Origin of the sequence: Shinella yambaruensis (genome assembly GCF_050859155.1) — a bacterium.
GTDB lineage: Bacteria > Pseudomonadota > Alphaproteobacteria > Rhizobiales > Rhizobiaceae > Shinella > Shinella yambaruensis.
This window is the reverse complement of record NZ_CP150638.1, coordinates 2,420,520-2,432,457: the sequence shown is the minus strand read 5'-3', so window position 1 is coordinate 2,432,457 and position 11,938 is coordinate 2,420,520. Positions and strand designations below refer to the sequence as shown.

Sequence of the window (11,938 nt, the reverse complement as noted above, 5' to 3'; positions counted from 1 at the left end):
GCAGGCGAAGCTGTAACGCGCAGCGCCTGCCCCTTATTCGCGGGGCCGTCGGGCCATGCCAAGAAAGGTCCCGCCCTGGACGGGACCCCTTGAGAATCAGGCCGGGCGGCGCTTGTCGACCCGGTGATGATCGAGGAAGGCGGCGATGGCGGCCTCGCCGCACAGGCGACGCTGCTCGACAAGGGCGCCGGCAAGATGGGCGGCATCGCCGAAGGTGCCGATCTCCGTCTCGGCCGTCGCCGGATTGCGGGCAAGCGTGTCGGAAACGATGTCCGCCAGGGTACGCGGCAGGATATCGGTGCACGCCCGCATGCTTTCGAAAACGATGCTTATCGGGATGATCTGGTCCTCGTAGATCACCATCGGTTCGGCGCGTTCGTCTTCCCACGCGTCGAGCGCCTCGAGGGCGGCGCCGAACAGCTGCTGCAGAGTGATGGGCGCATGTCCTTCGTGAAGGTCTGGCAGGAAATTCATCATCTTCTGTCTCCTTGGCGTAAGGGCGATTGGCTTCATACTCCTGACTGAGAGCCCCGATGCCGGCGTGCCGATGCGCTATGCGAACGGCCTGCTGCACCGCAGGTCTCACAAATCTTAACAAGCGGAAACGGATTGGGAAGCGAAAAATTTTGTGCCGGTCAGGCCCTCTGTCCGTTTGGCGTAGAGTTATGTTTCAAATCAGCGACATAGCGGAAAGAAAATTTCCGTCTCATTGTGCATTGCAGCGATTATTGCATGTCCCGTGGCCCGGCCTGGAAAGAGATTCGGCACGGCAAATCACTTCTCTTTCATTCGTTGGAAGAAGGCTGTTGACCGGCCATGCGGAGATCGTTAGAAGGTTGCCGAACCGTACGGTACGGTACGCAAACGGATGGATGATCGTCTTGCAGGTGTTCGAACAGGCAAAAGCGGGGGCTGCGGCCGCGGGACTGACGGAACGTCAGGGCGCGGTGCTGGAGCGTGCGCTCGGCCTGCTCGTGGAGGGTGGCGAGCGTGCGCTGACGACGGCCGGCGTGGCGCGCGCGGCGAACTGTTCGAAGGAAAGCCTCTACAAGTGGTTCGGCGACCGCGACGGGCTGATCTCGGCGATGATCACCTACCAGGCCGGCAAGGTGCGCACGGTCGAGGTGAGCGCGGGCGCACTGACCGCCGAGACGCTGCGCAAGCATCTCCTTGCTTTTGCCCGCGACCTGATCGACGTGCTTTCCGGCGATGTGTCGCTGGCGCTGAACCGCCTTGCCATCGGCCAGGCGAGCCGCGAGGGCGCCGGTCTCGGCCGCCTCTTGCAGGAGCGCGGCCGCCGGCAGATCAGCAGGCGCGCCGCGGCCCTCCTGGAGGCGGGCCGCAAGGCGAAGCTGCTTGCTTTCGACGGTGCGGACGAGGCATACGGCACGCTCTACGGCCTGATCGTCTCCGACATGCACCTGCGCATGCTGCTCGGCGAGAATGCCGCAGCGCTCAAGAATGAATTCTCGCCCCGCGCGGAGAAGGCGGTCGATGCCTTCCTGACGCTTTACGGCGCGAAAGGATAAGCCGGCAGGCAGGCCCGCCGGTTCAACGCAAACAGACTAGCGAAGGGAAGGAACCATCGATGCGCGTCTATTACGATCGTGATGCCGATCTCAACCTCATCAAGGCGAAGAACGTCGCCGTCGTCGGCTACGGCTCGCAGGGCCGTGCCCACGCCCTCAACCTCAAGGATTCCGGCGCCAAGAACCTCGTGATCGCCCTCAAGGCCGGCTCGCCGACCATCAAGAAGGCCGAAGCCGACGGCTTCAAGGTCATGACCGTTGCGGACGCCGCCAAGTGGGCGGACCTCCTGATGATGGCGACGCCGGACGAACTCCAGGCCGACATCTACAAGAACGAGATCGCCGGCAACATCCGCGACGGCGCGGCCATCGCCTTCGCGCACGGCCTCAACGTCCATTTCGGCCTCATCGAGCCGAAGGCCTCGGTCGACGTCGTCATGATCGCGCCGAAGGGCCCGGGCCACACGGTTCGCGGCGAATACCAGAAGGGCGGCGGCGTTCCCTGCCTCGTCGCCGTTCACCAGAACGCATCCGGCAACGCGCTTGACCTCGCGCTCTCCTACGCCTGCGGCGTCGGCGGCGGCCGTTCGGGCATCATCGAGACCAACTTCAAGGAAGAGTGCGAAACCGACCTCTTCGGCGAGCAGGTCGTCCTGTGCGGCGGTCTCGTCGAACTGATCCGCGCCGGCTTCGAAACGCTGGTCGAGGCCGGTTATGCGCCGGAAATGGCCTATTTCGAGTGCCTGCACGAAGTCAAGCTGATCGTCGACCTGATCTATGAAGGCGGCATCGCCAACATGAACTACTCGATCTCCAACACGGCCGAGTGGGGCGAATACGTCACGGGTCCGCGCATCATCACCGCCGAGACCAAGGCCGAGATGAAGCGCGTCCTCCACGACATCCAGACCGGCAAGTTCACCTCCGAATGGATGCAGGAATGGAAGGCCGGCGGCGCCCGCTTCAAGGGTATCCGCCGCAACAACGACTCGCACCAGATCGAGGAAGTCGGCGCGAAACTCCGCGGCATGATGCCGTGGATCGGCAAGAACAAGCTGGTCGACAAGGCCGTCAACTAAGGGGTCTGCCGATCCCGCTTCCTTCCGGCAATGCGGGGATCGGCAATCGCTTCTGCTTTGCGCAGGACGACGGGCCGGGCGGGTTTTCCGCCCGGCTTTCTATTTCAGGTCTTCTGAAATAATGCAGTGCATCTTCCGCCTCTTTGCAGTGCAGCAAGTAATAAACTTGCTCCGGAGGGCGAACAGGAACAAAATACAGGCGTGTTTCGTTCCGTCTCCGGGAGGAAAATGCGATGTCCACGATTGTCCAATACTTCGCCTGGTTCGATCTCTTTATCCTGGGCAGTATAGCCACGCTCGTGCTGCTCAGCCTTTACAGCGACCGCGCCACCTGAGCGCCGCCTGCGGCTGAAACCGCCGCCGGGGCACGGGCGCTCCGGCGAGTTTAGTCCCGTACGAAATCTTGGGACGCGGGCATGTTTTGTTGTTGCGATTATTTAGGTCAGTATTATTGACATAAAAACCGCACCGTGATGAGGTGCGTTCAAACAACAAGCCCGAGGAAACCCCCTATGTTCAAATGGGAACAAGCCTTCGCCACGCGCGCGTCGCGCATGAAGGCATCCGAAATCCGCGAATTGCTGAAACTCCTGGAACGGCCCGACATCATCTCGTTCGCAGGCGGCATCCCGGATCCGGCGCTGTTTCCAAAGGAAGCCTTCTCGGCCGCCTATGCCGATGTGCTGGCCGGCGAGGGCGCGGCGGCGGGCCTGCAATATTCCGTCAGCGAGGGCTACAAGCCGCTGCGCGACTGGCTCGCCGGCGAGATGGGCAAGATCGGCATCCCCTGTACGGCGGAAAACGTCTTCATCGTTTCCGGCTCGCAGCAGGGCCTCGATTATCTCGGAAAGCTTTTCCTCTCGCCCAAGGACACCGCGCTCGTCACCTGGCCGACCTATCTCGGCGCGCTGCAGGCCTTCAACGCCTATGAGCCGACCTACGACCGGCTGAACCTTTCCGGCAACCGCACGCCGGACGCCTATCGCGCGACGGCGGCGGAGGCCGGCGGCCGCGTCAAGTTCGCCTATCTTTCCGCCGATTTCGCCAACCCGACCGGCGAGACGGTCGACCGGGCGGGCCGCGAAAAGCTGCTCGACCTTGCCGAAGAGCTGGAAATCCCCGTCATCGAGGATGCCGCCTACCAGTCGCTGCGCTATGACGGCGAGGCCATCCCGCCGATCCTGGCGCTGGAGATCGCCCGCAAGGGCAGCATCGACGCGGCGCGCACGATCTACTGCGGCAGCTTCTCCAAGACGCTCGCGCCGGGCCTGCGCGTCGGCTACATCGTCGCGGCCGCGCCCGTCATCCGCAAGCTCGTGCTGATGAAGCAGGCGGCGGACCTGCATTCCTCGACCATCAACCAGATGGCCATCGCCCATGTCGCCGAGCGCGGTTTCGACGCGCAGGTGGCGAAGATCAGGGCCGCCTACAGCGCCCGCCGCAACGCCATGCTCGCCGCCCTGCAGAAATACATGCCCGAGGGCGTCAACTGGACGAAACCGGAGGGCGGCATGTTCGTCTGGGTCACGCTGCCGGCCGGCATGGACGGGGCAAAGCTGCTCGCCCGCTCCATCGAGACGGAAAAGGTCGCCTTCGTGCCCGGCCAGGCCTTCCATGCGGATGGCAGCGGCGCGAACACGCTGCGCCTCAGCTTCTCCTGCGCCGACGATGCGACCATCGAGGAGGGCATTTCCCGCCTCGGCCGGCTGCTCGCCAGCGAGCGCCTTGCGGCCTGAATGGCGTTCGACGCGGGTGGGGTTTGCCCCTCACCCTAACCCTCTCCCCGCAGGCGGGGAGAGGGGACGTGGCCCACGAAACAGTTATTGGTTGGGGAAGCCGGCACGGCATACCCCTTCGCCCCGCTTGCGGGGAGAAGGTGGCCGGCAGGCCGGATGAGGGGCCTGTGCCCCCGACCTTCGTTATTCCTCCAGGCAGGCCAGCGCTGACGCGAACACCAGGTCCGGCAAGACGCCGAACGTATAGGGCGCATGCACGCGCTCCCATTTCTGGTGGTAGTCGCGACCCCAGGGGCCGATATTGACCGTCGGGAAGGAGAGCAGGTCGTCCGGCGCGTCGTCGGTGAAGGCCGCCGAGGGGGTGTTGGCGGTCAGCAGGCCCGTCTCGCCGGCCTCCGGCCGATGACCGAAGAAGCTCATGTCGGAAATGCCGGCGAAGATCTGCTTGAACTTGATCGAGGTGCCGTGCCGTGCCGCGGCCTCTTCCATCACGGGCTGAAGCCGCGCCTGCATCCGGCGGCCGGCCTCGGACTGGTCGAGATGCACCAGCGGATAATGCAGGCTGCCGAAGCCGATGATCACCGCCGGCCCTTCGATGCCGGCCTCGGTCGCCGCGGCGGAGACGATCTCGCGGCTGACCTTCAGGGGGTCGGTGCTGCCGGCAAGCGCGCGGTCAAGAGCCTCGAGCCGGGCGCGCGCCGCATGGCCGCCGCGCGCGGCGGCCCGCTCCAGCAGTTCGGCATAGTCGAGCACGAGCCCTTCCGTCTTCCCGGCGTCGCGCCCGCGATAGCGGGTGGCGTGGTCGTCCTGCGCTCGAAGCGCGGTCTCCAGCGCATCGGAAACGATGCTCTGGAATTCGCCGACGATGTCGCTGGCGCTGCGCCGGTGCGTCAGCCAGTTGAAGGAGAGCCAGACGCGGTCCGGCGTGGTCACGTCGTAGCCATCGCGGATGTCGCGCGCCTCAAGGCAGACGGGCGGCGGAGAATGCTCGCCGAAGGCCGCGTCGCTCAGTTCCGGCACCGTATCCATGGCCCGGACGATCTCGGCGCTGATGCGGTGGGCGCTCGTGCCGTTGAACGGATAGCCGGCATGGGTCGGCCGGCCGATGACGAAGGCGAAGGGCGCGAACTTGCCGATGGAGCCGAGATAGACCGCGCGGCCTTCCGCGCCGTCGCGCTCGCAGCTCGACGCATCGAGGTTGATGCCGCCGACAATGTCGAGGTCGAAGCGCCGGGCGATGTCCGGCAGGGCATTGCGCAGGCTGCGCATGCCGCGCGAACGGTTCTCCTCGTCGGGCGTCGCCACGAAGAGGATATTGCCCTCCTTGGCCTCCAGGCCGGCAAAACGCTCCAGCGCCGCGATGCCGGCGGCAAGGCCGCTCTTCATGTCGAGCAGGCCGCGTCCGGCAATGAAATTGCCGCTTTCGAAATCCTTCAGCGCCCTGGCTTCCGCGGCATTCAGCGGCCGGCTTCTCAGCTCCTTCAGAAGCGCCTCGGTCAGCGGTTCCGGATCGCAGGCGAGCGGCGCGAGCGTGCCGTAATTGGCGATGGAGACGGTGTCGAAATGGCCGGCCAGCACCACCGTGCGCCGCCCGCTGCCGCGCACCAGCGCCGCGACGCTCCGCGTCAGCGGTTCGCCATGGCTGTCCACGGTGAAGAGCTGGTCGGCATGGCGGGTGAAATAGGGCGTTTCGGCAAGATGCGCCTGCAGCTTGTGCGAAAAATGCGCCTCGTCCGGCGAGCCCGTCACGCTCGGCCAGCGGGTCATCAGGAGCGAGAGGTCGCGGGTTCGCGCGGTTGCGATGGCATGTGCGGTGTCGTTCGTCATGGGGCCTGCCGAAAGCGGTTGCATTGAGGGACGCACAAGGCTAGCCAAGGACGACGGCAGGCGAAACGGCAATTTTTTGGAAAAATTGCAGGCATTATTGCCGTTTCGCCAGCGAAGACTGACAAATCGGCAGGTGTGATGGATACGATCGACCGCAAGCTCCTCGCCCTCCTGCGCAAGGACGGCCGCGCCTCGCTCTCGGCTCTCGCGGAGGAGCTGAAGGTCTCGCGCGGCACGGTGCAGAACCGGATCGAGCGCCTGACGCGCGACGGGGTCATCGCCGGCTTTTCCGTGCGCGTGACGCAGGCCGATGATCCGCACGCCGTGCGCGCCATCATGATGATCGAGATCACCGGCCAGAAGACGCTGGCCGCCATCCAGGCGCTGCGCGGCCTTCCGGAAGTGCGCGCCCTGCACACGACGAACGGCGCCTGGGACCTCGTGGCGGAAATCCACGCGGACAATCTCGTGGAATTCGAGCGCGTGCTGCGCGGCATCCGCGCCATGGACGGCGTCTCGAAATCGGAAACCAGCCTGCTGCTGACGACCTTGTAACGGGTTACAGGCCTACGGCATCACGATGTCGATTTCCTCGCCGGTCGAGGAATAGGTGATGCGCCCGCCCTTCCAGCCGTCGGCGGCCTCCAGCCGGATTTCGAGCGTCACCTTGCCGTCCGGCGAGGGCACCATGAAGCTGCCGTCCGGCGCCATCAGCTGGCCGACGGAAAAGGTGTAGCGCGCCACCGCCATCTCCGTGCCGACCTGCAGGCGGGTGAAGGTCCGCGCCGTCAGCTCGCCGAGCTTTTCGGCGGAGAAGAAGGCGAGGTCCTCCAGGCGGAAGAGCCGTTCGGGCCGGAATTCCGCATCCCAGGGCATCATCATGCTCGATGCGGTGATGCCGCGGTCGTTGGCGTTGTAGTCGCGCATGGTGCCGGGCGTGTCGGGCACTTCGGCAAGCAGGCTCATCGAATCCTTGCTGACGGTGATCTCGGCGAAGCGGGCGTTCTTGCCGAACTGCTCGCCGATCGTGCCGAGCGTCTGCCAGGTCATGGCGGGGTCCAGCCAGTTGCGCTTCGGCTTGCGGGCATCGGGCAGGTTGGCGGCGCGCACCGTGCCGTCCGTCGTCACCTCCACCGTGCCGCTGGCGGTAAACAGCGTCATTTCCCCCGGCTGGCCGAGATCGGTGAAATGCACCACCCAGCGCAGTTCCGGCTTGCCGGGCCCGTCGGTCGAGAGCTTCAGCATCATGTAGCTCATCGTCGACTTGTCGTTCTGCCAGGCCGCCTTCGCCTTGTCGCGGATCATCGTGAGCCTGGAGAGATCGACATCGCCGATCGAGAAGCCGGGCAGGGCCGATGTGCCGGGGAACATCGGCGAGGTGATGGGCGAGCGCGTCACGCCGGAAATGTCCCAGGAATAGCCGACCGTGGTTTCCGGCAGGCTGGGATGGTCGGCCTTCACCTGCACGGATTTCGGGTAGATCGTCAGGTCGCGGACGACAGGCTTGTTGCCGATGACGGAGGCGAGGCTTTCCAGCGCGGCCTCCTTCGGCCAGTCCTCGTCCTTGAAGAAATCCATCTGGCGGGCGCGGTTGGTGTTGGAAAGGTCGCCGCCGATGATCGTGCCTCCGGCATCCGCGTAGACGGTGGCGCTTTCGCGCGGCGAGGCGACGTAGACCGCCCAGCGGATATCGCCGTAGGAGGGCGTCGGCAGGAGGTTCACGCGCCGGGAGATCTCGATCGACTGCACCGCGCCGCCGCTCTCGAGCTTCGCATAGCTTATGGCGCGGGTGGCGACCTGGTCGGCCTTGGCAAGGGGAATCGCGTCGAGCGGGAAGAGGCCGCTGGCAAGATCGGCCACCATCGCCGGTGCGGACCGCGCCGAAGGGCCGCCGACGGTCTCGGCTTCGAAGAAGAGAAGGCGGGTCGCCTGCCGCACGCGCCATTCGTCCACGTTGCCCGTTCCGGCCCCCTCTATGACGAGGTTCACCTCCTTTTCGGTGATTCGGATCGTGTGCACCTGCGGCGTCCTGCCAAGCGCTTCGGTGACGCGTCCTGCCGCGCGGGCGGCCTCGCCGGGACCGGTGATGTAGCTTTCCGCGGCGCGGGCGGGCAGGCAGGTGAGAAGCAGCAGCGCGAGCCATGCGGCCAGGAACGCCCGTGCTGTGCTGGATACAGTCCCCATGAGCAATCCTCCGCCCGCAACCGGATGCGCATCATCCGCACTGGGTAACGGCGCGGCAGGCCGGTTTATTCCGGGAAGGACAGGCGCCGGTGCGAAAAGCGGCTTTCCATTGCCGGTCAGCCGGTTACACTTGCCCGGCATTGCCCGAAGGACCCTTGAAAGCCCCCATGTCGCTACGCATCGCCACCTTCAATATCGAAAACCTCATGACCCGTTTCGATTTCACGGGCTTTCGCAACCAGCTTCGCCAGGACCGCGTGCTGCGCCTCTTCGACATCCGCAACGAGGCGGAATACCAGAGGCTGGAGGAGGCGCGCACCATCGCGCACACCGACGATGCCCGCCAGCATTCGGCGCTGGCCATCGCCGATGCGGATGCCGACATCCTCTGCCTGCAGGAAACCGACAACATGGCGGCCCTCCAGGCGTTCGAATACGGTTATCTCTTCCGCATGGTCGGCAACGGCTACCGGCAGAAATACCTGATCGAGGGCAATGACAGCCGCGGCATCGACGTTTCCGTGCTGATGCGCGAGGAGACGCGCGACGGCCAGCGCATCGAATGCGTCGATATCCGCAGCCATGCCGCGGTCACCTATCGCGATTTCGACCTCCATACGCCGGATCTCGGGCAGGGGCTCAACCCGGACGACAAGATCTTCAAGCGCGATTGCCTGGAGATGGATCTGCGCATCGGCGGCCGGCCGCTGACGCTCTACGTCGTGCATTTCAAGTCGATGGGGCCGGGCAGGGAGGGAATGGACGGGCGCCAGTCGACCATGCCGGTGCGCATGGCCGAGGCGAAGGCGGTGCGCCGGATCATCGAGGACCGCTTCGGCGCCGGCCATACGGCGGGCAAGGCCTTCGCCATCTGCGGCGACATGAACGACTATCAGGAGAAGCTGGCGATCGAGGGCGACAAGCGCAACGGCTACCGCTTCATCCCGCGCAAAGAGGCGGTGAGCGCGCTCGATGCCTTCAGCGCGGACGGTTTCGCCGTGAACCCGATGCTGCGCCGGCCGGTGGACGACCGCTGGACGCTCTATCACAGCCGAGGGCCGGAGGAGCGCCATCTCTGCCAGCTCGACTATATCTGGCTCTCGCCCTCGCTTGCCGAGCGCAACGCGCAGCGCGTTCCCGAAATCATCCGCGCCGGCCAGCCCTTCCGCACGCCCTTCCCGCCGGGGCAGGAGGTGGAGCGGTATCCCCGCGTCGGCTGGGACCGGCCGAAGGCCTCCGACCATTGCCCGGTGGTGATGACGCTCGACCTGTGACCCGTTCTCCGGCCTGCCGGCCGCGGAAACGCCCGTTGGCGCACGGTGTGGTTTTCCCTTGCCCGCAGGAAGCGCCTCGGGCAATTCTAGCAGGATGCTTTCGGGCAAAAAACGAACAGGGAGAATGCCTTGCCCCGTCGCTACGCCATCTATGACGTCTTCACCGACACGCGGCTCGCGGGCAATCCGCTGGCCGTCGTCTTCGATGCCGATGATCTCGACGACGGCACGATGCAGCGCATTGCCGGCGAGTTCAATCTTTCCGAGACCGTCTTCGTGAGGACGCCGGAGAACCCGGCGCACAGCGCGCGCCTGCGCATCTTCACGCCCGGCCGGGAGCTGCCGTTCGCCGGCCACCCGACGGTCGGCGCGGCGATCGCCATCGCCGAGGCGGGCGAGGGCGGCGAGGCGGGCCCGCGCGATCTCGTCAGCGTTCTGGAGGAAAATGTCGGTCCTGTGCGCTGCGCGGTCAGGCTCGGCGCGCGCAAGGCCGCCTTCGCCGAATTCGACGTGCCGCGCAAGGCGGCGCGCCTGGAGGCCGCGTTCGACCGGCAGGCGCTCGCCGATGCCTTCAGCCTGAAGCCCGGCCAGATCGGCTTCGAGAATCACGTAGCCTCGTTGTGGAGCGCCGGCGTCGCCTTCGTGATGATCCCGGTGCACGACCTCGCGGCGGCCGCTGCGGTGGAATTCGACCCGACGCTCTGGGAGCGCTGCGCGCCCTTCGCCGAGGGACGGCTCGCCTCGGCCTATCTCTATTGCCGCGGCGGGGTCAATCACGTCGCCCGCTTCCACACCCGCATGTTCGCGCCCGACATGGGCATTGCCGAGGACCCGGCGACGGGGGCCGCGGTCGCGGCCATGTCCGGCGCCATCCACTTCTTCGACAAGCTGGTGGACGGCCACCATCCGTTGCTGATCGAGCAGGGCGTCGAAATGGGGCGCCCGTCGCTCATCCACCTCCATCTCGATATCGCGGGCGGGACGATCGCCGGTGCGCGCATCGGCGGCGAGGCGGTCCGCATCGCGTCGGGAACGTTGGATTTGTGACGGTTTTTTGCGCTGCGGAAGAAATTTATCCGCGGACGCATCTTTTTTCCGGATGGCTATGGACAAGCTCCACGAAGGCCTTTATACGCCCCGTCAGACCGCTGGAGCGGTCAAGTGGGTGATTAGCTCAGTTGGTAGAGCAGCTGACTCTTAATCAGCGGGTCCACGGTTCGAGCCCGTGATCACCCACCAAACATTTCAACAGGTTACGCTGATTTCCCTGTTTTCCCCGTAAAGCCAGTCGCCACCGAGTCGCCACGCGGCGGGGCAATCTGGTCCAACGTGATGTCATTAAAAAGCCGCCCGACGTTCAGAGCCGGGCGGGGCGCTCAATGCGTCGGGTTCACCGCAGCGGCCAAGCTAACCACATCCCGACTCGCCGCTTCAGCCTCGTCCTCTTCTTGGATCTCACGCTCCGCCTGAAGCCAATGGCCTAGCGACCGGCCGTCGAGCGAACCTTCACGCTGCCATAGCTCAAAGGCCCTCGCCTTGATCCGTCTTTCGCCCTCGTCCTGCATTGTCAGCCCAGCCCAAAGAACGACAGGACAGCGATAACGACCACGACCAGGCCGACGAGATAGATGATGTTGTTCATTGCGCGTCTCCTCTTCAGTTCCAGGCCAAACGTGGCGGCCTACAATCTTGTTCCTGTCGGCCGGAACCTCACCGGGCCGCAGCCCGTTCCCTCTGCCCCACAGGAGGACGTCAAATGGCAATTGAGAATGCACCCACCGAGAAGGGCAAAGAAGGCGCCCGAGGCCTCCACAAGGCCGCACGGGCCGAAGAGCGTGCAATTGAGGCTGAGAAGGGTTCGGATCTCGCCAAGGGCGCGGATCGCTTCGAGGAGCGCTCCAGGAGCTCTGACGGAAAGAGCGCGGGCGAAAAGCAGCGATAAGTAAATCGTCTGACCAGCAACACGCCGTATATCCAACATCTAATATAGATAGAAAGCAAGTATACTGCTCGCCTTGCAATTGTCACGCTATAGGCGCACAATTGCATCACTGACAGCCGATTACCAGGGCGCTGTCGGCCGTGAGGTGACTCCTTTCGCCCCGAACGAGGAAGGGAGCTCGCCATGGATCTCCCACATTTATTACCGCAAGCAGGAATATTCGAACCCGACGATATCGCAGTGATGCGGGATGTCGTCGCCCGCCTGAAAAGGCACGCGAACCGGGATCTCGATGCGGTTGCCCTTACCGTAATCCGCGTTTTCCGGGAGGAGCCCGGCGACTCGGAGCACCTCTGGAACCGTTGTC

General features: G+C 65.0%; 11 protein-coding genes and 1 tRNA gene. 8 read left to right on the top strand and 4 right to left on the bottom strand.

The window, feature by feature from the left end; all coding sequences use genetic code 11:
• Window positions 1–96: 96 nt before the first annotated feature.
• Window positions 97–477 (bottom strand): hypothetical protein, encoded by a 381-nt coding sequence (locus WMC41_RS12060; protein ID WP_244766693.1) that lies wholly within the window; start codon window positions 475–477, stop codon window positions 97–99.
• Window positions 478–872: 395 nt separating this feature from the next.
• Here WMC41_RS12060 and WMC41_RS12055 point away from each other — a divergent pair, with 395 nt between their 5' ends.
• The 3 genes from WMC41_RS12055 (at window position 873) to WMC41_RS12045 (ending at window position 4,344) form a co-directional block, all read left to right on the top strand.
• The gene (locus WMC41_RS12055) at window positions 873–1,529 is read left to right on the top strand and encodes a TetR/AcrR family transcriptional regulator C-terminal domain-containing protein (protein WP_272805782.1); all 657 of its coding nucleotides are present in this window, start codon (window positions 873–875) and stop codon (window positions 1,527–1,529) included.
• Between the two features lie 59 nt (window positions 1,530–1,588).
• A complete protein-coding gene (gene ilvC, locus WMC41_RS12050) occupies window positions 1,589–2,608 on the top strand; it encodes a ketol-acid reductoisomerase (RefSeq protein WP_244766691.1) in 1,020 nt (339 codons plus the stop codon).
• A 512-nt stretch (window positions 2,609–3,120) separates the two neighbouring features.
• Window positions 3,121–4,344, top strand: a complete 1,224-nt coding sequence (locus tag WMC41_RS12045) for a PLP-dependent aminotransferase family protein (RefSeq protein ID WP_432343427.1) — start codon at window positions 3,121–3,123, stop codon at window positions 4,342–4,344.
• A gap of 183 nt (window positions 4,345–4,527) precedes the next feature.
• Here the strand turns inward: WMC41_RS12045 and WMC41_RS12040 are convergent, their stop codons facing one another.
• On the bottom strand, window positions 4,528–6,171 hold the full coding sequence (locus tag WMC41_RS12040; protein ID WP_432343425.1) for a M20/M25/M40 family metallo-hydrolase: 1,644 nt from the start codon (window positions 6,169–6,171) through the stop codon (window positions 4,528–4,530).
• A 138-nt stretch (window positions 6,172–6,309) separates the two neighbouring features.
• Here WMC41_RS12040 and WMC41_RS12035 point away from each other — a divergent pair, with 138 nt between their 5' ends.
• A complete protein-coding gene (locus tag WMC41_RS12035) occupies window positions 6,310–6,726 on the top strand; it encodes an Lrp/AsnC family transcriptional regulator (protein ID WP_244766688.1) in 417 nt (138 codons plus the stop codon).
• A gap of 12 nt (window positions 6,727–6,738) precedes the next feature.
• Here the strand turns inward: WMC41_RS12035 and WMC41_RS12030 are convergent, their stop codons facing one another.
• Entirely contained in the window at window positions 6,739–8,355 is a 1,617-nt protein-coding gene (locus WMC41_RS12030; protein WP_432343423.1) for a hypothetical protein, read from the bottom strand.
• Between the two features lie 167 nt (window positions 8,356–8,522).
• Between WMC41_RS12030 and WMC41_RS12025 the strand changes: the two genes are divergently transcribed.
• The 3 genes from WMC41_RS12025 (at window position 8,523) to WMC41_RS12015 (ending at window position 10,868) form a co-directional block, all read left to right on the top strand.
• Window positions 8,523–9,629: an endonuclease/exonuclease/phosphatase family protein gene (locus WMC41_RS12025; protein ID WP_244766686.1), complete on the top strand. Its 1,107-nt coding sequence runs from the start codon at window positions 8,523–8,525 to the stop codon at window positions 9,627–9,629.
• A 129-nt stretch (window positions 9,630–9,758) separates the two neighbouring features.
• Complete coding sequence (locus WMC41_RS12020) at window positions 9,759–10,676, top strand: PhzF family phenazine biosynthesis protein (protein ID WP_432343421.1); 918 nt, start codon at window positions 9,759–9,761, stop codon at window positions 10,674–10,676.
• Between the two features lie 116 nt (window positions 10,677–10,792).
• Window positions 10,793–10,868 (top strand) — tRNA-Lys (locus WMC41_RS12015).
• 137 nt (window positions 10,869–11,005) lie between these two features.
• Here the strand turns inward: WMC41_RS12015 and WMC41_RS12010 are convergent.
• Entirely contained in the window at window positions 11,006–11,194 is a 189-nt protein-coding gene (locus WMC41_RS12010) for a DUF2934 domain-containing protein (protein WP_432343419.1), read from the bottom strand.
• A gap of 191 nt (window positions 11,195–11,385) precedes the next feature.
• Between WMC41_RS12010 and WMC41_RS12005 the strand changes: the two genes are divergently transcribed.
• Window positions 11,386–11,571, top strand: coding sequence for a hypothetical protein (locus WMC41_RS12005; RefSeq protein ID WP_432343417.1), 186 nt, complete (start codon window positions 11,386–11,388; stop codon window positions 11,569–11,571).
• Window positions 11,572–11,938: the final 367 nt, after the last annotated feature.